Below are 21,483 nucleotides of genomic sequence, written 5' to 3'. Positions count from 1 at the left end.
GTATAACCAAATAAATAGTCGCTCTGGGCCTGATTGAGGCCGTGTTGGTAGATTTCGCTCAGGATTTAAGCAACTTACGAGGTAACTTGGCCCGATAAATGTGCCCCCTCTACCTCGCCCGAACAAGTGCACAAAAAACGCCCGACCTGGCTAGGTCGGGCGTCGTTTGGTGTCATTGGTGCGGCAGGCTAACCGATGAGCTTGTGCCGTAGTGCGTATTGGATCAGGCCAATTACGGATTTGGAGTTGGTCTTGGTCAGCAGGTTTTTCCGGTGCGATTCCACCGTTCGCTCGCTGATGAAGAGCTTTTCGGCAATGCGGGAATTGGGAAATTCGTGCGCGATGAGCTGCAGTACTTCCCTTTCGCGCGCGGTCAGCTCCACCGGCCGTTCCTCGCGCACTTCCACCGCAGTAGCCGGGCGCGGAATGTTCTGCAACAGCGTCGCGCCCACTTCCTGGCTGAAAAACCGGTTGCCCGCGCTGACCTGCCGGATGGCCTCTATTAACTCTTTTTTGCTGGTGTTTTTCAGCAGGTAACCTGCGCCCCCGGCATCAAGCACGTCGGTTACGGAACTGTAGTCGTAGTACACCGAGAGGGCCATGGCCTGCACCTGCGGGTGAGCTTGGCTTATCAGCCGGATCAGTTCTACCCCAGTCATGCCGGGCATGTTCAGATCCACGATTGCCACTTGAATACTCGGGTGCTCCTGCAGGCGCCGCAAGGCTTCGTCACCGCCGGCGGCGGTGGTCACAATCTGGATGTCCTCGACGTCTTTCAGCAAGGAGATGATGCCTTCGATGACCAGCGGGTGGTCATCGACCAACAATACCCTAATAGCTTCGGGAAGAGGTTCGTTCATAAAGTGTATCGGGTTGAGCTATTCAACTGGGGGAATCAGGGCGCCTAAGCCGGGCCGCAATAACCTCTCCAACGTCTTGAAGGCGCTTTTCATTGCGCGGCCGCCAGCAGCGTGGTCCGGTAGCAATGACGGCGGTTAAAAGGCAAAAAGCAGCGAAAGATAACACGCCCCAACGCTGCGGCGGCTACGCGCGGCAGCCATTCCGAACATGGTGCTAGCACTCAACCCCATAGTAACGACTGCCGGGGCTGGCTTGCCGCAGAAAGCGCCTTTTCAACCTACGCCGCGCCCGGCGGCGTATACCGATGGGCTAGAACTTTTTACGGCTGTTCGCATGCGCAAAGGCACCTTGGTCACCTGGAAATACGGCACCGGCACGGCAACCGGCAAAATAGAGCACACCTTCAAGGAGTCGGTTACGCGCAAACTCCAGGGCGCCGAAATCACGCGGCACGCCACCGCCGACAACCCCGCCTTTCTCATCGTACAAAGCAACGGGGCCCGGGTGCTGAAGTTCAAAAGCGAAGTACAGGCGGTGAACAAGTAGCCGCGTTTGGACCCCGACCCGACCAATAAGCGGCAAGCCCCGCCGGAAATCCGACGGGGCTTGCAGTTAAAGCAACGAAACGTAGCGGGACTACTTCTGCTCGATGAAGGCCTGCTCTTCCAGTTCTTTGGGCACCACCACGATGCCTTGCTGCAGCTTGGAGTTCTGCCGGCCGTAGATGAAGTACACGATAAAGCCTATGATCATCCAGCCCAGGGCCAGTTTCAGGGTGTTGCCGTCCAGGGCCAGAATCATGGACAGGCAGATCAGGGCGCCGAGCACCGGCACCAGCGGGAACGAGGCCGAGGACAGCGGCGAGCGGAACGGCCGCGGCTGATCCGGGTCGGAGCGGCGCATGATCCACACGCCGATGCTCACCAGCACGAAGGCCAGCAGGGTGCCAAAGGAGGTCAGGTCGCCGGCCAGGGAACCGGGCACGAAGGCCGCGAAGGCACCCACGAACACCAGCAGCACCAGGTTGGATTTGTAAGGCGTGTGGAATTTCGGGTGCAGGTCCGAGAAGGCTTTGGGCATCAGCCCGTCGTTGGCCATGGAGAAGAACACGCGGCTCTGGCCCATGAGCATCACCAGGATAACCGAGGAGAAGCCGGCCAGGATGGCCACCACCACGGCCGTCGACAGCCACTCGTAGCCGGGCATGTGCTCCTTGATGGCGTAGGCCACAGAGGCTTCGCCGCCCTTGGCCGGGTCGGCAAACTCACGCCAGTTGGCTACGCCCGTCAGCACGTGGCCGAACAGGATGTAGAGCACCGTGCACACGGCCAGCGAGCCGAGAATACCGATCGGCATGTCGCGCTTGGGGTTCTTGGCTTCCTGCGCTGCCGTCGATACGGCGTCGAAGCCAATAAAGGCGAAGAACACGATGGCGGCTCCGCCGAGGATGCCGCCCCAGCCGTGCTTGTTCCAGGCGGTGTATTCGCGCACCACCTCACCGGCGGCATTTTTCACCGGCTCGGCGTTTTCCGGAATCAGGTAGGGCGTGTGGTTGGCGTCGTCGATGAACTGCCAGCCCACGGCAATGAATACCAGCACGATGGCCACTTTCACCACCACGATAATGGCGTTGAACGTAGCCGATTCCTGGGTGCCTTTGATCAGCAGCAAGCTCAGCATGATGATGATGAACAGGGCCGGCAGGTTGATGACGCCGCTGTGCATCACGCCGTTGATGGCCGCGCTTTCAAAGGGCGAGTGACTCCATTCGTAGGGTATACTGGTCCCAAAAACCGCTAAGAGCTTGTTCAGGTACTCGCTCCAGGCAATGGACACCGTGGCGGCCCCGAGGGCGTATTCCATAATCAGGGCCCAACCGATAACCCAGGCGACGAATTCGCCCATGGTGGTGTAGGCGTAGGTATAGGCCGAGCCGGCAATCGGAATCATGGCGGCGAATTCGGCGTAGCAGAGGCCCGCGAAAGCGCAGCCGATGGCGGCCACAATGAAGGCCAGCGTCACGCCCGGGCCCGAAGCTTGGGCCGCAGCGGCCGCCGTGCGCACGAACAGGCCGGCGCCGATGATGGCCCCGACGCCGAGTGCGACGAGGTTGGCCGCACCCAGGGTGCGCTTCAGCGCGCCTTCGCCCGAGGCGTTGGCTTCGCCCAGCAGCACGGCCAGCGGTTTTTTGGCGAAAATGTTTGCCATTAGAGGATTGAGATGGGGAGAATTTAGAGAGAAGTTGGTCGTGGGAGTTGTCCCGGCTTGGGCCCTGAGGACACGCCGGGGCCCGAATATAGGCAGAATCCGACTCCCATGGGCGCTTGGCCCGGATGTTGCCTTTGCCGCCCGGGCCGATTAAACCTTGGCGCCTGCCGAACCTCCAACCGGTACATTTTCCCACAGACCCACTTCCGATGAAAAAGATGCTTTTCTTGCTGACGGCCGCCGTGCTCAGCTTTGCTACTGCCCAAGCACAAACCGCCCCCGCCACCACCAGCACTCCGGCTGGCTACCAGGGCCGAGGCCCGGGCATGGGTCGCGGGGAGCAGCGCACGCCTGAGCAGCGCGCCGATATGCAGACCCAACGCCTGAGCAAGCAGCTGACATTATCCGCGGAGCAGCAGACCCGGGTGCGCGCCATCTTTTTGGCGCAGGCCAATGAACTAGACGCGGCCCGCGCGCAGAAGCCGGCCGCCGGTATGGACCGGGAAACCATGCGCCAGAAAATGCAGGAGGGCCGAGCCCGCTACGACGAGCAGCTGAAGGGCGTGCTTACGGCCGAGCAATTTGCCAAGTACACCCAACAGCGTGAAGACCGTATGGAGCGCGTGGAAGAGGCTAAAGAGGCCCGTAAGGAGACGAAGATGAAGGCCAAAGCCACCAAAACCAAGACGAAGGTAAAGGCGAGCTAGACTACCCTGGCCCGCCAACAGGACCGCCCGCCACCGGGCGGTCTTTTTTTGTCTTGGAAGCTGGAGCAGGGCGAATTTAGCGCCGCCCCCTGCGGCGTCGGGACGCCTTTTCCCCACGCCTCAAACCGCCAATAATATTCTCAATATCAAATCATTAAGCCAAGTAAAGCCGAAATTTAATCTCCCCGAACGGCTCGTGGCCGACCCAGCTTGTTATATTTGACCAAGTCAGCCTACGGGCTGCCTACTCAGCCAAGCTGTCAGTTTCGGGCCCTCCGGCGCGGTGCTTGCGGCGGCACGGCGCGGTTGCCTCGGCTGCTTCGACCAGCCGATAAGTGTCACCTTATTTTACGCACATGAGTCCCCTGCCTTCCTCACAACCCTTCAGGATACATCAGTTTTACGACAAGGGCCTCGCCCACGCTTCCTACGCCGTGCTCAGCGGCGGCCGCATGGCCGTCATCGACCCAGGCCGGGACCCGCAGCCGTACTACGATTTTGCCGACGAGCAAGAGGCACGCATCGTGGCCGTCATCGAGACGCACCCGCACGCCGACTTCGTCTCGTCGCACCTGGAAATTGCCAAGGAAACCGGGGCTACCATCCACGTAAGCCGGCTGGTCAAGGCCACGTACTCGCACCGGCCTTTCGACGAGGGAGACCGAATCAGCATCGGACAAGTGGAGCTGCACGCCATCAACACGCCGGGCCATTCCCCCGACTCCATCTGCGTGCTCCTGGTGGATGAGCTGGGTCAGATTCGGGCGGCCTTTACCGGCGACACCCTCTTCGTAGGCGACGTGGGCCGCCCCGACTTGCGTGAGGACGAAGCCATCGGCGGGCATAAGCGCGAGGAGCTGGCCGCGCAGATGTACGAGAGCACCCGCGAGAAGCTGATGACGCTGCCCCCCACCACCAAGGTGTACCCGGCGCACGGCCCCGGCAGCCTCTGCGGCAAAACCACATCCACCGACCTCGACAGCACCATTGGCAAGGAGCTGAAGACCAATTACGCCCTGCAGCCGATGTCGCAGGAGGAGTTCGTGCGCGTGCTCTTGGAAGACCAGCCCTTCGTGCCGAAGTACTTCGGCCGCGATGTGCAGCTCAACAAGCAGGGTGCCCCGGCCTTCGAGGACTCCGTGCGCGCCGTGAAGCACCTGCAAAGCGGCACCGCCCTGGAGCCCGACGTGCTGGTGGTGGACACGCGCCCGGCGGCGCAGTTCCGGGCCGGCCACCTGCCCGGCGCTATCAACCTGATGGACGGCGGCAAGTTCGAAACTTGGCTGGGCTCCATTCTCGGGCCGAAAGAGCCGTTTTACCTCGTGGCCGAGTCGCAGATTGCCCTGGACACGGTTATCCGCAAGGCCGCCAAAATCGGCTACGAAACCAACATCCAGGGGGCATTGCTGGCCCCGCGCGACGCACCGGCTACGAGCCCCGACGTAGATGTGGAGCGCGTCCGCCAGCACCCGGAGCAGTTTACCATCGTCGACATCCGCAACCGCACCGAGGCCAAGCAGCCGGTATTTGAGGGCGCCCTGCTCATTCCGCTGCCCGAGCTGCGCGAGCGGGCCCAGGAAGTGCCCCCCGGTAAGCCGGTGCTCGTGCACTGCGCCGGCGGCTACCGCTCCGCCGCGGGCGCCAGCATTCTGCAGGCCGCATTGCCCGCCGGTACCGAAGTGTACGACCTCGGCGAGGCCATCCACGAGTTTCAGAAGCAGGCGGTGCACTAAGCGCCGGCTGCCGCCAACGCACAACGCCCCGGCCGGTTTCGGTCGGGGCGTTGTGCGTTCAGCGAAGCCGGGGCAACTGATTAACCCGTATAATCAGCCGGCATTCGGCCCGATCAGCCGGTTGGCGTCGTCGTTGAGGGGCAGCGCCCCGCTGAGGCGGCCCTGCATCTTGCGGCGCCACTGCTCGCCCAAGGCCGGGCAGGCGGCCAGCTCGGCCACCAGGGCCAGGTCGTGCCGCTGCTCGTACTTGGCCGCGTTGACGCGCGTGAGCGGCCACTGCGGATAAGGCCGGCGCTGCAGCACCAACGCGTCGGTGGGGCCCACGCGGCCGGGCTGCAGCACCCGCAGGTACCAGCCCGTAAAGCCCGTATCCTGCAGCCACTGCGAAAACAGCGGCTGCTGCCAGCGGCGCGCGATTTTCCAGCAGGGCGAGCGGGGCTGGCTGATCTGCACCAGTGCCTCTCCGAAGCGGAACACGTCGCCCAGGCACACGTCGGCTTCGGTCCAAGCCCCGGCAATGGTGAGGTTCTCGCCGAAGCCGCCGGGGCCCAGGGGCTGGCCCAGCCGCTCGGTCCAGTAGGCGTAGTGCACGGCGGGGTAGGCGCACAGGGCCTGATCGGGGCCGCCGTGGTTGCGCAGGTCGGCCTGCTCATCGCCCTCCAGGTTGGTGGGGCCCAGCCAAACGAGAGTTGTTACCGCTTCCTTGCCGATGGCCGAGGTCCACGGACGGTCCAGAACGGCCTCGGCCCCGGTGGTGCCCAGGTTTTGTGGCCGGCCAACGCGCAACGACACCAAGGGCAAGGTCAGAGAGGGCGCAGGATCAGCCATGGCAAAAAGCGAGGGAAAGAAGCCGGTCAGGAGCAAAAGCGGCTGGGCAGTGGAACCAGGACCGCTTTTTCAGGCTTTATCAGAAGTAAACGCGGTTACAAATAATTGATGGTAACCATAGTTACCTTACTAACACTCTCCTTTCGTGCCGCCAAATTGCGGAGAAAATCGACGCGACAAACGTTAATTTTGAAGTTGCATTGTCATTACCCTACTCCATGAAAGTCCTCCACACCGCCGACTGGCACCTGGGCCAGCACTTCCTGACCGGGCAGGAGCGCCTCACCGAGCAGCGGCGGTTTCTGGACTGGCTACTGGCTACCGTTAAGGCCCAGGGCGTAGACGTGCTGGTGGTAGCCGGCGACGTGTTCGACACGACCTCACCCTCGCACGCGGCGCAGGAGCTGTACTACACTTTCCTGGTGCAGATGCAGACTACCGGCTGCCGCCACGTGGTGGTGGTCGGCGGCAACCACGACTCCCCTTCCCTGCTCAACGCCTCGCGGCAGCTCTTGCGGCAGCTGCGCATCCACGTAGTAGGCCACGTGCCCACCGACCCGGCCGAGCAGGTACTCACCCTGGACGACGCCAGCGGCCGGCCCGCGCTGGTGGTGTGCGCCGTGCCTTTCCTGCGCGACCGGGACATCCGCCTGGCCGTACCCGGCGAAACGCCCGAGGAGCGGCAGCACCGCGTGCGGGAAAGCATTGCGGCCCATTACTTGGCCCTGGCGGAGCACGAGGCCGTGCGCCGCCCCCGCGAGCAGGATGTGCCGGTGCTGGCCACCGGCCACCTGTACGCCGCCGGCGGCGAAGCCCGCGAAGGCGCCGAGCGCGACGTGCACATCGGCGGGCTGGGCCTGGTGGGCGCCGAGCACTTCCCCGGGGCCTTCGACTACGTGGCGCTGGGCCACCTGCACCGCCCGCAGGTGGTGGGCGGGCGGGCCCACATCCGCTACGCCGGCTCGCCGGTGCCGCTGTCGTTTACCGAGGCCGACGACCGGCAGCAGGTGCTGTTGCTCGAGTTTGCCGGTGCCGGCGCCGCCCCCACCACCACCGCCCTGCTCGTGCCCGTCACGCGGCGGCTGCAGCGCTTCCACGGCACCCTAGAGGAAGTAGAGGCCGACATCTTGGCCTACGACAACGCGGCCTTTGAGCTGGTAGCCTGGGCCGATGTGCTGGTGCATTCCGACGAGGCCCCGGCCGAGGTGCAGCGCCGCGTGCAGGCCGCCCTCGCGCACCAGAAGGCCCAGGTGCTGGCCCCGCGCGGGGTGCGCCACCAGCGCGCCACCGAAGCCCCCGACCTGGCAGCCGCCGTGGCCCCGCTGCAGCTGCTGAGCGACTTGACGGTGGACGAAGTATTTGCCCGCCGCGTGGCCGGCCTGCCCCCCGAGCGGGCCGCGGCCCTGACGGCCACGTTCGGCGAGCTGCGGCAGCTGCTGGCCGAGGCTGACCCGGCAGCCTGGGGCGGCCTGAGCACCTAAACTACCTTTTCACGTCCCTGACCGGCTTCGGCCGCCGGCGTATCTTCGGGAACCGTACCGGAATTTCGTTAGCATGAAGATTATCAGCGTCCACTTCGCCAACCTCAACTCGCTGCCCGGGCCCTACCTGATTCGGTTCGACACGACGCCGCTGGCGGACACCGGCCTGTTTGCCATTACCGGCCCCACCGGCGCCGGCAAAAGCACCCTGCTCGACGCCATTTCGGTGGGCCTCTACGGCCGCGTGCCCCGCCACGACCGGCAGGTGGGCGAAATGGTGAGCCGCCACGCGGCCTACGCCTTTTCGGAGGTCGAATTCGAAGTGTACGCCACCGACGCCGACAGCGGCGTGGCGCAGCGGGTGCGCTACCGCTCCCGCTGGGAAGTGCGCCGCAAAACCCGCGGCGAGGACAAGGGCGGCCTGAACCAGGATGCCATGTCGCTGGTCATGAGCCCCTCCAACGAGGCGGTGGTGAGCGGCAAGGAGGCCGTGCCGGCGCGGGTTGGGGAGCTGTCGGGCCTGGATTTCGGGCAGTTTGAGCAGTCGGTGCTGCTGAGCCAAGGCAAGTTTGCGCGCTTCCTGCACGCCCCGGAAAAGGAGCGCAGCGCCCTGCTCGAGAAGATGACCAACGTGGGCATCTATTCCCGCCTGTCGGTGGCCGCGTTCGAGAAAGCCAAGGAAGAGGAGCTGAAAACCAAGCTGCTGCAGGCCAAGCTGGACGCTACCCGCCTGCTCACCGACGAGGAGCGGGCCGAACTGACGCACCAGCTCGACGCCCTGCACCAGCAAACCGAGCTGCATTACCGAGAGCAGGAAGACCTGACCGTGTGCCTGACCTGGCGCACCATCCTCGACCAGCTCGACCGGCAGCTCGACGCCGCCGCCCGCGAAGTCGAGCGCCTGCGCCTCGTCGACGCGCAGCTGCAGCCCGAGCTGGCCCGCCTGCAAGGCCACCAGCGGGCCAGCGCCGTGGCTACTCCGCTGGCCCTGGCCGAAGTGGCCGAGCAAGCCGTGCGCACCCACGAGCAGAAGCTGCAGGACCTGGAGCGGGAGCTGCCGCTGCTGCACCAGGCCAGCACCACGGCCGCCACGGCCCAGCAAGTGGCCCACGAGCAGCACGCCGCCGCGCAGAGCGAGGAAAGCCAGCGGCTGCCCCTGCTGGAAGAAATGGTGGTGGAAGACACCCGGATTTCGACCCTGCAACAGCAGCTGGTTGCCAAACGCCAGCAGTGGGAACAAACGCGCACCGAATTCACGGAAGCCGAGGCCGACCAAGCCCGTCAGGCCGAGGAAATTGCCCGGTTGGCCACCGAAAACGCCGCGCTGGACCAGTGGCTGATCGAGCACAGCGCCGAGGCCGACCTCAAAAGCCAGATCAACGAGCTGAGCCGGGAAATTATCGACCTGCAGGCGGCCCAGAAGGAAGTGGCTACCCGCGAAGCCCGTCGCCAGGAGCTGCTGAACAACCAGCAGACCACGGCGGCCGACCTGCGGCGGCAGCAAGACTTGGAACAGGAAGCCCTGGCGCGCCGCGAAGCCATCCGGCAGGAAGGTCAGCCGAGCCGCACGGAGTACGATGCGCTGGTGCAGGACACCAGCGTCGCGGCCCTGGATCAGCACGTCGACGACCTCAATGCTTACCTGCAGGGCCTGCAGCAGCTGCTGCCCGTAGCCCGGGACATCCAGAAGCATCAAGGCACCGCCGACGGGCTGGCGGCAGCCATCGAGCGGGAAATGCCCGGCCTTGCCGCCGCCGAAACGGCCTACCAGCACCTGGAGGCGCGGCAGGCCGACGGGCAGCGGCTACTGGAAAGCTACCAGCGCGAATTACGCGCCCAGCAGGCCCTGGCCGACCTCAACGCCCACCGCCAGCACCTGCACGACGGCCAGCCCTGCCCGCTGTGCGGGGCCGTGGAGCACCCGTTCGGCTCTGATTTCCGGGCCGAAACGACCGAGCAGGAACACCGCGAAGCCGAGCAAAAGCAGACCTTGACTCGCCTGGAGCAGGAGTTGCGCCAGGCCGCTACCGAGCTGGCCCGCCGCCAAACCGAGCAGCGCCAGCGCCAGCAGCAGTTGCAGGAAGCCCTGGCCGCCGTCGGGGCGGCCAGGCAGCAGGCCAGCTCCCTGGGTGAGGCGCTGCGGCCGGTACCTGCCCAGCCGCAGGAGCCCGCCGCCGTGCAGGCGCTGCTGGCCGACGCCACCGCGCAGCTGAGTGCCGCCCAGGTGCGGCGCAACCGCCTCAAGGTGCTTAGCACCCAGCTGGAGGAGCTGCGCGAGAAGTTCCAGCAGGCCAAGGACGCGGCTACGGCCGCCCAGCAGGAAATTCCGCGCCTGCTGGACCGCCAGGCAGCCCTCGAGGCCGATCTGAAAACCCTGGCGACGGAGCTGGAGCACTGGCGCGAGCAGACCGCTGTTTATCAGCAGACCATCCGCGAGTACCTGCAGCCCCATCGGCTGCCGCTGCCCGCCAACTCGGTGTTCGACGGCGTGCTGGCCACGCTGCAGGACCGAGCCCAGCAGTACGAAGCGCAGCTTGGCAAGCTCAAGGAGCTGGGCGCGAAGCTGCTGGAGCGCAGCAGCCAGCACAAGTCGCAGACGGAGGAGCTGGGCCGCCGCCGGCAGCAGCTGGCCGCCGCCGCCGCCGCGCTGGACGCCGAACAGCTGGCCCTGGACCAGCAGCGCGCCGCCCGCCAGGCCCGCTACGCCGGCCAGGACCCCAGCGCCGAGGCCGAGCAGCTCCGGCGCAGCACCCGCCAGCTGGCCGAGGCCCTGACCCAGGCCCAAGCCCAGCTCACCCGGCAGCAGCAAGAGCTGGCCATCAGGCAAAGCAGCCAGCAGGAGCTAAAAACCCAACTCGCCGCCGACCACACCACCCACGCCGCCCGCCAGGCCGAACTGGCCACCGCCCTGGCCGACGCCGGCCTGAGCAGCGCCGATGAGGCCCGCCGCCTGCTGATGCCCGCCCCCGAAGCGGCCCGGCTGGAACAGCGCCGCCAGGCGCATCAGACGGCCCAGGCCACCGCCGCCCAGCGCCTCACCGACCTCACGGCCGAGCAACAGCAGCACGCCGAGCTGTTTCTGACCCCGCACACCGCCGCCGAGCTGACCAAAAAGCTCCACGAGCTATCCGACGCCGAGGCCACCCTGCAGCAGAAGCTGGGCGCCATCAGCAGCCAGCTCAACCAGGACGATGCCGCCCGCCGGCAGCAGGCCGCTGGGCAGCGCGAGCTGCAGCGGCGCCGGCAGGAAGAACAGCGCTGGCAGGATCTGAGCGAGCAGATCGGCTCGGCCCGCGGCGACAAGTTCAGCCAGTTTGCCCAGGGCCTCACCCTGAGCCACCTGGCCCGCCTGGCCAACCTGCGCCTGCGCCAGCTCACCGGCCGCTACACCATTCTCAAAACGCCCAACCGCAACCTGGAGCTGCAGATCATCGACCACGACCAGGCCGACACGGTGCGCCCCATGGCCTCGCTCTCAGGCGGGGAAAGCTTCCTGGTGAGCTTGGCCTTGGCGCTGGGCCTGAGCGAGCTAGCTGGCCATAAGGCCCGCATCGAGTCCCTGTTTATCGACGAAGGCTTTGGCACCCTCGACCCGGACGCGCTCAACACCGCCCTCGACGCGCTGGAGCGCCTGCAGCACTCGGGCAAGATGATCGGGGTGATTTCGCACGTCACCGACCTGAAGGAGCGCATCGGCACCCAGATCCGGGTGCGCCCCGGGGCCGGCGGCAACAGCACCGTGCACATCGTGGGCGTGATGGGCGATGAAACCAACTGCGCCGCCCCCAACTAGCGCCGGGCGCCGGCCTAGTCTAGCGCGCTGCCAGCTCGGCTCCGGCCGCCCGGATGGCCTCCCACGTCCAGTGGTGGCGCGGCGCAATGCCGGCGTAGCGCTGGCGAAAAAAGGCCGCTACCAACTGCTCCAGCTCGTTATCGGGAATGGAGGAAGCATAGATGGGTCGCTGGTCGGGGTCGGCGTAGCGCCGCACTTTGCTGAGGCGGCGGCCCGTCAGGCGCAGCAGCGGACCGGTATCGGTGATACCGTCGGCGGCCCAGGGCTGGCCGCTCTGCTCACGGGCGTTTAGCTGCGCCACGAGGGCGTCGAGCGGCAGGCGCGGGCGCGTCGGGCGGCTTTCCAGGTCAATCCAGGTAGTGTATTTGTATTCGAATTCGTAGCGTTGCCCGTCGTAGAGGCTCAGTACCAGGTCGTAGCCGGCGCTCGGGCCGAACAGGGCGTAGTAGGGCAAGGGCTCGGGCGTGCGTACCACCAGCAGGCCGATGTCGGGGTAGCGGCGCAGCGTCGTGGCCGGGCTTTGCATGGTGGTTACGGCGGCCCGCACCCGCTCGTATTCGGGGTGCCAGGCGGCGCGGCCGGCTTCCGGGTTTTCCAGAATGGCGGCGAAGCGGGGCAGAAACCAGCTAAACTTCTCGGCGCAGGCCTCGTCTTCGCGCCGGCGCCGGGCCGGCGCACCGAAGGGCTCGTAGAAGCGGGCCTTTTCCTCGGCATTCAGCCAGCACACCAGTTGCAGGGCGTGGTCGGCCAGCGGATGCTGCCAATCCATTTCGCGGAAGTCGCCGAGTACGGCCGTCATGTGTAGCAGTTCGGTGTGCCGCCGGGCCAGCTCCGGGTTCAGCAAGGCCCACACGCCCACGAAACCGTCCACGTCGAAGTGGTTGGCGGTGACGTAGCGAACGGCACCTAGCGCGGCGGGCGGGGCCGCCAGGGCGCGCAGCACCGAGCCGGCACTGGTATCGTCCTGGTACTCGGCGGGCGTGGGGGCCCCGCGCCAGTGGGCCAGGGTGAGAGCGGCGCGGGGCAGCAGGCTATCGACTACCACCGTGTCGGGGGCGTGGCGGCGGGCATCGGCAAACGGCAGGAAGGTCAGAGCAGGCATCGGTGGGCAAAGAAACGCGCTGCGCGCAGAATCAGCGGCGCCGGCGGCGGTTGCTGATGCGCTCCAGCCGGCTGCGGCGAATCCAGTGCAGGTACTTCGCCAGCTCCTCGGCCCGGCGCAAGTCCTCCACTGTGTGGTAGCGGCGCGCCAACTCTTTGTTGCTCAGCAGCAGGTGTACCGAGCTGTGGCAGGGTTGGCACAAGGCCACGGTGGGGCCGTGGCGGCCGCCTTCTTCGCGCGGTACCAAATGGTGCCGCGAGGTGTGCTGCACGGCCCGCTCGCACAGCTCGCAGCGGGTTTCGATGGGGGCCGCCGCGGCGGGCGCTATGGTTTTCGGACGTCGGGCCACGAGTTGATCTTACGCGTGGGGCTCGCCTTGGGATATGCCCTGCCAGGGCTGGCAAGGGCCTTTCAGCAAAAAAATTATCCTCGTAATATCCCAGCTCACTTCAGGGATTTATATATTTGGTAGTGTGTGGTGTTGCAGCGCCGCCTTCCGGTTGATTTTTTGCTACTTCATCAGCTTCTCGGCACGTTCTTCGCTAAGGCAGTCGCGCCGGGGCTGAAAGCTTGATCTTCACTCCCTTCGTCAACATCCACCTCCTCCTCTTCCGTTCTATGCACACTTCTACTTCCGCTATGTGGAAACGCTGCGGCGGCCTGCTCGGGCTGCTGCTGGTGCTCCTGTTGTGGGCACCCAAGGCTCAGGCCCAAACCTGGCTTGTCTCGACTGATCCGTTCGTCAAGATTGGGGTATCCGACAAGTTCGGCCAGTTGGGCGCTTATACGGCTAAGTTCATCGTCACCAACCAGACCACGGGCAAAGAATACTCGCTCGTGAAAAACGTGGAAAAAGGGCAGAACGGCGTCGATGTGCTGTTCCCAACCCCGCCCACCGAGGCCGATTTCTTCCAGACCAGCGCCGGCATTGCGGCCAACGCCACGCCCGGCAAGTACACCTGGCAGTGCGAAGTCGGGGGCAAGCGGGTGGCCGGGGGTCACTTCGAGATGTCCGACGCGGGCAATGACGTAACCGTGATTGAGCGCAAAAAATAGGTAGCCCACCCAGCTATTTAGCATGACGGCGCCCGGCTTCGCAGAAGTCGGGCGCCGTTGTTGTATCGGCCCAACGCCGGGTACGTATAGCCGGGTATCTCTCGCTTTTTCTCTACTGCCATGGCTAAAAAATCCTTCGCCGAACTCATCAGCAGCCCCGGCATGCCGGTGCTCGTCGATTTTTACGCCGATTGGTGCGGCCCGTGCAAAGCCATGGCGCCCATCCTGCAGCAGGTGGCCGCCCGGCACCAGGGCAAGCTCAAAGTTGTGAAGGTAGACGTGGACCGCAACCCGGCCGCGGCCCAGCAGTTCCGGGTGCAGGGCATTCCCACGCTCATCTTGTTTCACCAGGGCCAGCCGGTGTGGCGGCAGTCGGGCGTGGTGCCCGAGCCGCAGTTGAACCAGGTATTAGCCGGCTACGTGAAGTAGTTGTCAGTGTGTACTCCGGTGGCTGACGCCTGTTACGACTGCTTGCTTCGGCTGATGAGTAAAGCACAGCGGCCGCCGTTCTTATTGGAACGGCGGCCGCTGTGCTTTATTTCGCGGCTGAAGTTTCAGTCGGCAGTTCACGTTGTTTACTGACAACCGACAACTCGCCCCCCTACTTCTTGGCGTAGCGGGTCAGGGTTTTGGAAGCTTCGGGATTGAGCTGGGCCGCTTTTTCCAGGTCCTGCCGGGCCAGTTCGGGCTTGTTCAGCGAGGAGTAGCAGATGCCGCGGTATTCGTAGGCGTCGGCGTAGCTCGGGTCCAGTTCGATGGCTTTGTTGAAATCCGGCACGGCGCCCTTGAAATTATCCAGCGACATTTTAGCCAGTCCGCGCCCGAAAAAGGCCTCCTTGTCCTCGGGGCGGTAGCGCAGCACCTTGCCGAAGTCGCCGATGGCGGAGTTGAATTCCTTGAGCTTAATGCGCGTCAGGCCGCGGTTGTAGTAAGCATCGGCGTTGGTCGGCTTCAGCCGCAGGGCCATGTTGAAGTCGATCATGGCTTCGCGGTAGTCCTTGAGCTGCGCCCGGGCGCGGCCGCGGGCCAGGTAGGCGTCGGCGTTGCGCGGGCTGGTTTTCAGCACTGCGTCGGCGGCTTTGATGTCGGCCTTGTAATCGGCATTGGTGCGGCGCACGGGAGCAGCGGGTCGGGCGGCGGGGACTGCTGCGGGCGCAGGTGCCGGCGCATCTACGGAAGCAGTAGCCCCGGCAGGAGCCACGGCCTCCGCGGCGGGGGCATTGCCGGGGTCGCGGTTGGCGGCCACGGCGGCCTCGTTCATGCGGGCACGGGCGGCCATGCTGGGCGTTTCGTTTTCGCGAGTGGCCGAGCACTGCGCGGTCAGCAGCAGCATGAGCAGCCCGCCGGCAACGGTGCAGGTACGGTGAAGTATGGGTGAGGGCATGGAAGTCGAAGTGGAAAAAGACAGGAAAAGCGGCAAAACCCAACCGGGAATTCAGGGTTGTATACGGCTGCCCGCGACTTAGGTAACGTGCATTGGGGCGGTAAAGTCGGGGCGGCTATCTTTGCCGGCCCGGCACCTGCGGGTCCGGCCCCCATTCGCTCATTTTTTCCCCTCAGACAGTTTTTATGGCATTGCAATTCGACGTAGTCGTGATTGGCTCGGGCCCCGGCGGCTACGTAGCAGCCATTCGTGCTTCCCAGCTCGGCTTGAAAGTAGGCGTGGTGGAGCGCGAATCGCTCGGCGGCATCTGCCTCAACTGGGGCTGCATCCCCACCAAGGCGCTCCTGAAGTCGGCCCAGGTATTCGATTACCTGAAGCACCCGCAGGACTATGGCCTCTCGGCCGACAACGTGGGCTACGACTTCGCGGCCGTGGTGAAACGCAGCCGCGGCGTGGCCGACGGCATGAGCAAGGGCGTTACGTTCCTGCTCAAAAAGAACAAGGTGGAGGTGATTTCGGGCACGGCCAAGGTGAGCAAGCCCGGCGAAGTGGCCGTGACCAAGGCCGACGGCGGCAGCGAGACCATCCAGGCCAAGCACATCATCCTGGCTACCGGCGCCCGCGCCCGGCAGCTGCCCAACCTGCCCATCGACGGCCAGAAAATCATCGGCTACCGCGACGCCATGGTGCTGCCCCAGCAGCCCAAGAGCATGGTGGTGGTGGGCTCCGGCGCCATCGGCGTTGAGTTTGCCTATTTCTACGCCACCATGGGCACCAAAGTGACCATCGTGGAGTACCTGCCGCGCATCGTGCCGGTGGAGGACGAGGAAGTGTCGAAGCAGCTGGAGCGTTCGTTCAAGAAGTCGGGCATCGACATCCTGACCAACGCCGAGGTGACCAAGGTGGACACCGCCGGCGCGGGCTGCAAGGTGAGCATCAAAACCGCCAAGGGCGACCAGCAAATCGAGGCCGACGTGGTGCTGAGCGCGGTGGGTATTCAGCCGAACCTGGAAAACCTCGGCCTCGAGGAGCTGGGCATCACGGTGGAGAAGGGCCGCATCAAGGTGGACGAGTACTACCGCACCAACGTGCCCGGCATCTACGCCATCGGCGACATCGTGCCCGGCCCGGCGCTGGCGCACGTGGCCTCGGCCGAGGGCATCACCTGCGTGGAGGCCATTGCCGGCCACCACCCCGAGCCCATCAACTACGGCAACATCCCCGGCTGCACCTACTGCTACCCGGAAATCGCCTCGGTGGGCCTCACCGAAGAAGAAGCTAAAAAGCAGGGCTACGACATCCTGGTGGGCAAATTCCCCTTCTCGGCTTCCGGTAAGGCTTCGGCCTCGGGCGCCAAGGACGGCTTCGTGAAAGTCATCTTCGACAAGAAGTACGGCGAGTGGCTGGGCGCCCACATGATTGGCGCCGGCGTCACCGACATGATTGCCGAAGCCGTGGTGGCGCGCAAACTCGAAACCACCGGCCACGAAATCATCAAGGCCATTCACCCCCACCCCACCATGTCGGAGGCGGTGATGGAAGCCGCCGCCGCTGCTTACGGCGAGGTGATTCACCTGTAAGCCTCGGGCTGATTGTACGCGAAACGCCCCGCTGGAACTTGGTTCCGGCGGGGCGTTTCGTTTTTGGGAATTTTCGTTTCATGGTGACCATAAGGCCTTGAAAACGAGCAGCCCGGCAACTGCGGCTCCCGGCCTGCTTACGCACCAGATTTACGGCAACGCAGGCCGCTTACCGCCGCCGGCCCCGGTCGTGGTGGTCGTCCATATCGTGCCAGCCGCGGCCGTAGCTGCGCCGGTCGTCGGGGCGCTGGTCATCGTTCCACTGATCGGAGTAACGACGGCCGGCTTCGCCCCGCGGCTCAGCGGGGTTGCGGCTGTTCATGCCGATGCGGCCGAGCAGCGGCTCGTCGCGGCGGCCGTGGTCGTAGTCGCCGCCGCCGTAACCGCCGCGGAAGGGGTTGCGGTCCTGGTCGAAGCGGCGGTCGGCGAAATCGTCGCGGCCGCCGCTGTTGCCAAGGCCGCCGCGCAGGCCGTTCTGGTCGTAGCCGCGGTCATGGTCGCCGCTGAAGCCGGCGCGGCCCTGCCCGTACTCGCGGGCCACGTCGCCGTACCCGTACCCGGCCGCGCCCGCGCGGCGGCGGTGGTTCAGGTCAGAAGCCGGGCGGTTTTGCTCGCCGCGGCCGTAGTTCTGGTCGCGCTCATGGCCGCTACGGTCGGCGGCGCGAAAATCCTGGCGGCGTAGGTCGGGGCGGTCCTGGTAGTCACGGAAGTCGTTGGGCTGGCTGGGCCGGCGGGACTGCGGATCGGGGGGAAAGCGGCGGTTGTCGGCGGCGTAGCGGCCACCGCCAAACTGGTCACGAAACTCTTCTTCGGATTGCGGGAAATAAGCCATAGGTGCTGCCATTGGGTGGTTCGGAACAAACAAAGCGTAAGCCTCAGGTACCGCCGCCGCGCCTCGAATGTTACGGCCGAGCTGGCCCATTGCGCCGGGTTTGGCAAGCTGAGTTTGGGGTTTGCAGGTGCGCGCCTACAGCGGCTGCGCGTCGTTGTTGCGGCTGGCGCCGGGGTCGGTGTCGCCGTGGGTATCGGGCTGGATGTCGGCGGCGGAGGGGTCGGCGGCATCGTCCGCGGCGCTTTCGGGCGTGGGCGCCGCAGGGTCGGGAGCCGGCGCGGCAGGCGGCGCCTGACCAGCGTCGGGGGTACTGGCCGGGCGGGGCAGGTTGGTGACGCTGGCGTTGTCGGCGCTCTGGCTGTCGGACGAGCCTTTGGTGGGCAGCGTGGTTTCGGCTGGGTTGGGCTGCGGGGGTGTGGGTCGGGGTGTGGGCTGGGGTTCCATGATGGGTGCGGCTGGGGTCAATAGTCCTTAGAGAATGTACGCAATGCGCAGCCTGGGGGTGTTGGATTTTCGACTGTGGGGCCCGTGGCGGCAAGGCAGCCCGGATTAGCGGGGGCCGGCAAAAAAATTTCCGCAGCGGCTCGTAACCATTCGGCGCAGCCGCAGTTTCCGGTCCTGAATTTTCGCTTATCCCCCTTCGCCGCGCCACCAGCGGCGGCTCCCTTTCCCTTTCAGCGCGGCGGTCTTCCTGGCCCCTGCCTTCCGTGTTCGACGCCGCGTTGCCGGCGGCGCGGAAGCGTGTTGCCGTTGCGAAGCGAGGCACGAGGGGCTGACGACGCTGCTGTTTCTGCTCTTACTCAAAACGCCCACGCTTTGAAAAACCACGTCTACCACCGTTTCCATTGGCTTGCCCCCGGCGTACTGGCCGGCGCCCTGACGCTCACCGCCCCGCTCCCCGCGCACGCCCAGAGCCCGGCGGCGGTAAGCGGGGCGGTACGCACGGCCGCCGGCGCGGCCGTGGACTACGCCACCGTCACGCTGCACCGGGCGCAGGACTCAACCGTGGTTAAAACCGAGTTCAGCGACGCGCAGGGCAGCTTCCGCTTTGAGCAGGCCGCCAACGGCCGCTACCTCGTGTCGGCTTCGCAGCTCGGCTTCGGGCGCCGGTGGTCGGGGCCCTTCGAGGTGGCCGGCGCCGCCGTAAACCTGCCGGCCCTGACGCTGGCGGCCAGCGCGGCTACGCAGCTCAAGGAAGTGCAGGTGGTGGGCCAGAAACCGCAGTTCGAGCGCCTGGCCGACCGCACCGTCGTCAACGTGGAGGGCTCGCCGCTGGCGGCCGGCAACACCACGCTGGACGTGCTCAACCGCTCCCCCGGCGTGTCGGTGGACGCCAACGACAACCTGGCCCTGCGCGGGCGGCAGGGCCTGCTGGTGCTCATCGACGGCAAGCGCCAGCCCATGACGGGCGCGGAGCTGGCCGAATACCTGCGCGCCCTGCCGGCCGACCAGGTCAAGAGCATCGAGCTGATCACCAACCCGCCGGCCAAGTACGACGCGCAGGGCAGCGCGGGCATCATCGATATCCAACTGAAGAAAGATCAGCGCCAGGGCACCAACGGCAACGGCAGCCTCAGCTACGGGCAGGGGCGCTTCGGCAAGTTCAGCGGGAGCCTGTCGGCCAACCACCGCCGCGAGGGCCTGAACCTGTTTGCCTCCACTACCTACGCCCGGCGCACTAACTTCGGCGTGCGCAACACTTACCGCTCCTTCTACTCACCGCGCGACGGAGGGCAGGTGCTCGACAGCACCGCCGACCAGCGCAACTACCAGGTTTTTCGGGACCATTTCCTGATCTACCGCTTCGGGGCCGACGTGACGCTTTCCAAAAACACGACGGTGGGGGCCGTGCTGACGGGCTTTGCCGTGCCCCAGCCCCACCCCTACGGCACCGGCATCAACACGAGTGCCTTTTACGACGGCCGCGGCCGGCTGCAGGACTATTACACGGCCCACAGCTCGAGCGAAGGCTACAACCCTAACATCACGGCCAATGTCAACGTCAAGTACCGCTTCGGGGAGGCGGGCCGCGGCGAGCTGACGGCCGACGCGGACTACGCCCGCTACTACGCGCACCGACGGCAGCGCCAGACCACCGTCTTCGAGCTGTCGGGCCGCCCCGACTCGACCGTTACCGGCGACCAGACCAGCAACCTGACCATTCAGGCCCTCAAAACCGACTACGCCCAGCCCCTGAACGCGCAAACCCGCCTGGAGGCCGGCGCAAAGGTCAGCCGGGTGAACTCCGACAACGACGTGCTCTTTGAAAACACCGTGGAGGGCGTGACGACCACCAACCGGGGCCTGACCAACCGCTTCCGCTACGACGAGGTTATTTCGGCCGGCTACGCCAACCTGAACCACACCCGGGGCAAGCTGAACCTGCAGCTGGGCCTGCGCGGGGAATACACCGGCGCCACCGGCCGGCAGGTGGTGGACAGCGCGAATTTCCGCCGCGACTACTACCAGCTGTTTCCCAGCGCGGCGCTGAAGTACACCGCCAGCGCCCGGCACGAGCTGGGGGCCTCGCTGAGCCGGCGCATCAACCGCCCCTCCTACCGCCAGATCAACCCTTTCCGCAGCATCATCGACCCGACCACCTACGCCCAGGGCAACCCCGGCCTGCGGCCGGAAACCAGCTACAACGTGGAGCTGACCCACAGCTTCCAGCAAAAATTCACCACCGGCCTCAGCTACAGCGTCACCCAGGCCCCAATTACCGACGTGGCCTACCCCGAAACCGACGGCAAAACGGTGTCGACGTACGTCAACCTGGACCGGCAGCGCTACCTGGCCCTCACCCTCACCGCCCCGCTGACCGTGGGCAAGTGGTGGAGCGTGTACAACAACGCAGTGTTCTACTACATCCACTTTGAAGGCAACCTGGCCGGCACCGCCCTGAACCGGGGCCGGGCGGCCTTCACCCTGAATTCGAACAGCACCTTCACCCTGGGCAAGGGCTGGTCGGCCGAGCTGAACGGCAGCTACCAGTCGCGGCAGCGCGTGGGCTACTTCGAGTTCAGCCCCTACGGGCAAGTGGCCGCGGGCGTGCAAAAGACCCTGTGGCACAACCAAGCCACCCTGCGCCTGGCCGCCACCGATATTTTCTACACCACGCCGCTGCGCGCCGTGTCGCTGTACACCAATTACCGCCAGGACCTGTACCTGCGCCGCGACGCGCGCGTGGTGACCCTGACGCTCAACTGGCGCCTGGGTAACACCCAGCTAGCGGCCACCAACCGACGCAGCGGCGCCGAGGACGAGAAACGCCGGGCGCAGTAAGGTGTACCACTGCCACGGCGCGCCATCGGGGCCAGTAAAGTCAGCGGTGTGCGCGAGGCCCAGCTTTTCCAGCACGCGGCGCGAGGCCCCATTGTCGCGCATGACGGTGGCATGGACCTCGGGCAGCTGCAGCACCTCGAAGGCGTAGCGCAGGCTGGCGGCCGCGGCCTCCGAGGCGTAGCCCTGGCCCCAGTGCCGGCGCAGCAGGCGGTAGCCCAGGTCGTAGTAGCCGAGGCGCCCGTTGGTGGCTTCAGCGTCCACGAGCTTGAGCCCGCACCACCCCACAAACTCGCCGGTAGCCCGCAGCTCGACGGCCCAGCGGCCGATGCCGTTGCGCCGGTACTGGCCCCGGATGTAGTCCACGACAGCGGCGGCCTCGGCCAGGGTGCTCATGGGCTGGTGGGGCACGTAGCGCAGCACTTCCGGGTCGGAATCCAGCGCCAGAATGCCGGGCGCATCGGCGGGCAGCAGCTCGCGCAGCCGCAGCCGGGCGGTTTGGGGAAGGTCGTGCATGGGCGGCGGGGTTCGGGGCGGGGGCGACACCGGCCAAGGTAGCCAGCGCGCCGGCTTCGGCCCAAACGCACCGGCGACCGGGCAAGGCCGAAGCTGACCATCGTTCGCGCCGAATGCTATAGC

18 protein-coding genes are annotated in these 21,483 nt (G+C 65.8%); 9 read left to right on the top strand and 9 right to left on the bottom strand.

Annotation, left to right across the window (positions count from 1 at the left end):
• Nucleotides 1-188: 188 nt before the first annotated feature.
• Nucleotides 189-860 (bottom strand): response regulator transcription factor, encoded by a 672-nt coding sequence (locus ACYVKQ_RS09515; RefSeq protein ID WP_460577924.1) that lies wholly within the window; start codon nucleotides 858-860, stop codon nucleotides 189-191.
• 334 nt (nucleotides 861-1,194) lie between these two features.
• Here ACYVKQ_RS09515 and ACYVKQ_RS09510 point away from each other — a divergent pair, with 334 nt between their 5' ends.
• Nucleotides 1,195-1,407: a hypervirulence associated TUDOR domain-containing protein gene (locus tag ACYVKQ_RS09510; protein ID WP_460577923.1), complete on the top strand. Its 213-nt coding sequence runs from the start codon at nucleotides 1,195-1,197 to the stop codon at nucleotides 1,405-1,407.
• 90 nt (nucleotides 1,408-1,497) lie between these two features.
• Here the strand turns inward: ACYVKQ_RS09510 and ACYVKQ_RS09505 are convergent, their stop codons facing one another.
• A complete protein-coding gene (locus ACYVKQ_RS09505) occupies nucleotides 1,498-3,069 on the bottom strand; it encodes an amino acid permease (RefSeq protein ID WP_460577922.1) in 1,572 nt (523 codons plus the stop codon).
• A gap of 209 nt (nucleotides 3,070-3,278) precedes the next feature.
• Between ACYVKQ_RS09505 and ACYVKQ_RS09500 the strand changes: the two genes are divergently transcribed.
• Complete coding sequence (locus tag ACYVKQ_RS09500; RefSeq protein WP_460577921.1) at nucleotides 3,279-3,776, top strand: hypothetical protein; 498 nt, start codon at nucleotides 3,279-3,281, stop codon at nucleotides 3,774-3,776.
• A gap of 356 nt (nucleotides 3,777-4,132) precedes the next feature.
• On the top strand, nucleotides 4,133-5,509 hold the full coding sequence (locus ACYVKQ_RS09495) for an MBL fold metallo-hydrolase (protein ID WP_460577920.1): 1,377 nt from the start codon (nucleotides 4,133-4,135) through the stop codon (nucleotides 5,507-5,509).
• Between the two features lie 93 nt (nucleotides 5,510-5,602).
• Here ACYVKQ_RS09495 and ACYVKQ_RS09490 read toward each other — a convergent pair whose 3' ends face one another.
• Complete coding sequence (locus ACYVKQ_RS09490) at nucleotides 5,603-6,337, bottom strand: MOSC domain-containing protein (protein ID WP_460577919.1); 735 nt, start codon at nucleotides 6,335-6,337, stop codon at nucleotides 5,603-5,605.
• A gap of 218 nt (nucleotides 6,338-6,555) precedes the next feature.
• Between ACYVKQ_RS09490 and ACYVKQ_RS09485 the strand changes: the two genes are divergently transcribed.
• A complete protein-coding gene (locus ACYVKQ_RS09485; protein ID WP_460577918.1) occupies nucleotides 6,556-7,818 on the top strand; it encodes an exonuclease SbcCD subunit D C-terminal domain-containing protein in 1,263 nt (420 codons plus the stop codon).
• 73 nt (nucleotides 7,819-7,891) lie between these two features.
• The gene (locus tag ACYVKQ_RS09480) at nucleotides 7,892-11,611 is read left to right on the top strand and encodes an AAA family ATPase (RefSeq protein WP_460577917.1); all 3,720 of its coding nucleotides are present in this window, start codon (nucleotides 7,892-7,894) and stop codon (nucleotides 11,609-11,611) included.
• A gap of 19 nt (nucleotides 11,612-11,630) precedes the next feature.
• On the opposite strand, the gene ACYVKQ_RS09475 is transcribed toward ACYVKQ_RS09480, so the two are convergent.
• Together ACYVKQ_RS09475 and ACYVKQ_RS09470 are read right to left on the bottom strand one after the other, a co-directional pair.
• The gene (locus ACYVKQ_RS09475; RefSeq protein ID WP_460577916.1) at nucleotides 11,631-12,713 is read right to left on the bottom strand and encodes a DUF6687 family protein; all 1,083 of its coding nucleotides are present in this window, start codon (nucleotides 12,711-12,713) and stop codon (nucleotides 11,631-11,633) included.
• Between the two features lie 31 nt (nucleotides 12,714-12,744).
• Nucleotides 12,745-13,062, bottom strand: coding sequence for an HNH endonuclease (locus tag ACYVKQ_RS09470; RefSeq protein ID WP_460577915.1), 318 nt, complete (start codon nucleotides 13,060-13,062; stop codon nucleotides 12,745-12,747).
• 269 nt (nucleotides 13,063-13,331) lie between these two features.
• On the opposite strand from ACYVKQ_RS09470, the gene ACYVKQ_RS09465 reads away from it, so the two are divergent.
• Nucleotides 13,332-13,769 carry a hypothetical protein gene (locus tag ACYVKQ_RS09465; protein ID WP_460577914.1) on the top strand — a complete coding sequence of 146 codons (438 nt, stop codon included), beginning with the start codon at nucleotides 13,332-13,334 and terminating at the stop codon, nucleotides 13,767-13,769.
• A 120-nt stretch (nucleotides 13,770-13,889) separates the two neighbouring features.
• Nucleotides 13,890-14,198 (top strand): thioredoxin family protein, encoded by a 309-nt coding sequence (gene trxA / locus ACYVKQ_RS09460; RefSeq protein WP_460577913.1) that lies wholly within the window; start codon nucleotides 13,890-13,892, stop codon nucleotides 14,196-14,198.
• 172 nt (nucleotides 14,199-14,370) lie between these two features.
• On the opposite strand, the gene ACYVKQ_RS09455 is transcribed toward trxA, so the two are convergent.
• Nucleotides 14,371-15,153 (bottom strand): tetratricopeptide repeat protein, encoded by a 783-nt coding sequence (locus ACYVKQ_RS09455; RefSeq protein ID WP_460577912.1) that lies wholly within the window; start codon nucleotides 15,151-15,153, stop codon nucleotides 14,371-14,373.
• 185 nt (nucleotides 15,154-15,338) lie between these two features.
• Between ACYVKQ_RS09455 and lpdA the strand changes: the two genes are divergently transcribed.
• Nucleotides 15,339-16,733, top strand: coding sequence for a dihydrolipoyl dehydrogenase (gene lpdA, locus ACYVKQ_RS09450; RefSeq protein ID WP_460577911.1), 1,395 nt, complete (start codon nucleotides 15,339-15,341; stop codon nucleotides 16,731-16,733).
• A 169-nt stretch (nucleotides 16,734-16,902) separates the two neighbouring features.
• On the opposite strand, the gene ACYVKQ_RS09445 is transcribed toward lpdA, so the two are convergent.
• Complete coding sequence (locus ACYVKQ_RS09445) at nucleotides 16,903-17,565, bottom strand: hypothetical protein (RefSeq protein ID WP_460577910.1); 663 nt, start codon at nucleotides 17,563-17,565, stop codon at nucleotides 16,903-16,905.
• Nucleotides 17,566-17,700: 135 nt separating this feature from the next.
• Nucleotides 17,701-18,009 (bottom strand): hypothetical protein, encoded by a 309-nt coding sequence (locus ACYVKQ_RS09440; protein WP_460577909.1) that lies wholly within the window; start codon nucleotides 18,007-18,009, stop codon nucleotides 17,701-17,703.
• Between the two features lie 372 nt (nucleotides 18,010-18,381).
• On the opposite strand from ACYVKQ_RS09440, the gene ACYVKQ_RS09435 reads away from it, so the two are divergent.
• Nucleotides 18,382-20,847: a TonB-dependent receptor domain-containing protein gene (locus ACYVKQ_RS09435; protein ID WP_460577908.1), complete on the top strand. Its 2,466-nt coding sequence runs from the start codon at nucleotides 18,382-18,384 to the stop codon at nucleotides 20,845-20,847.
• On the opposite strand, the gene ACYVKQ_RS09430 is transcribed toward ACYVKQ_RS09435, so the two are convergent.
• Complete coding sequence (locus ACYVKQ_RS09430; RefSeq protein WP_460577907.1) at nucleotides 20,791-21,360, bottom strand: GNAT family N-acetyltransferase; 570 nt, start codon at nucleotides 21,358-21,360, stop codon at nucleotides 20,791-20,793. The two genes, ACYVKQ_RS09435 and ACYVKQ_RS09430, sit on opposite strands and share 57 nt — an antisense overlap.
• Nucleotides 21,361-21,483 lie beyond the last annotated feature (123 nt).

It is taken from the genome of Hymenobacter coalescens (assembly GCF_054783195.1).
The sequence above is the reverse complement of the archived record's forward strand: the minus strand, read 5'-3'. Positions and strand labels throughout refer to the sequence as shown.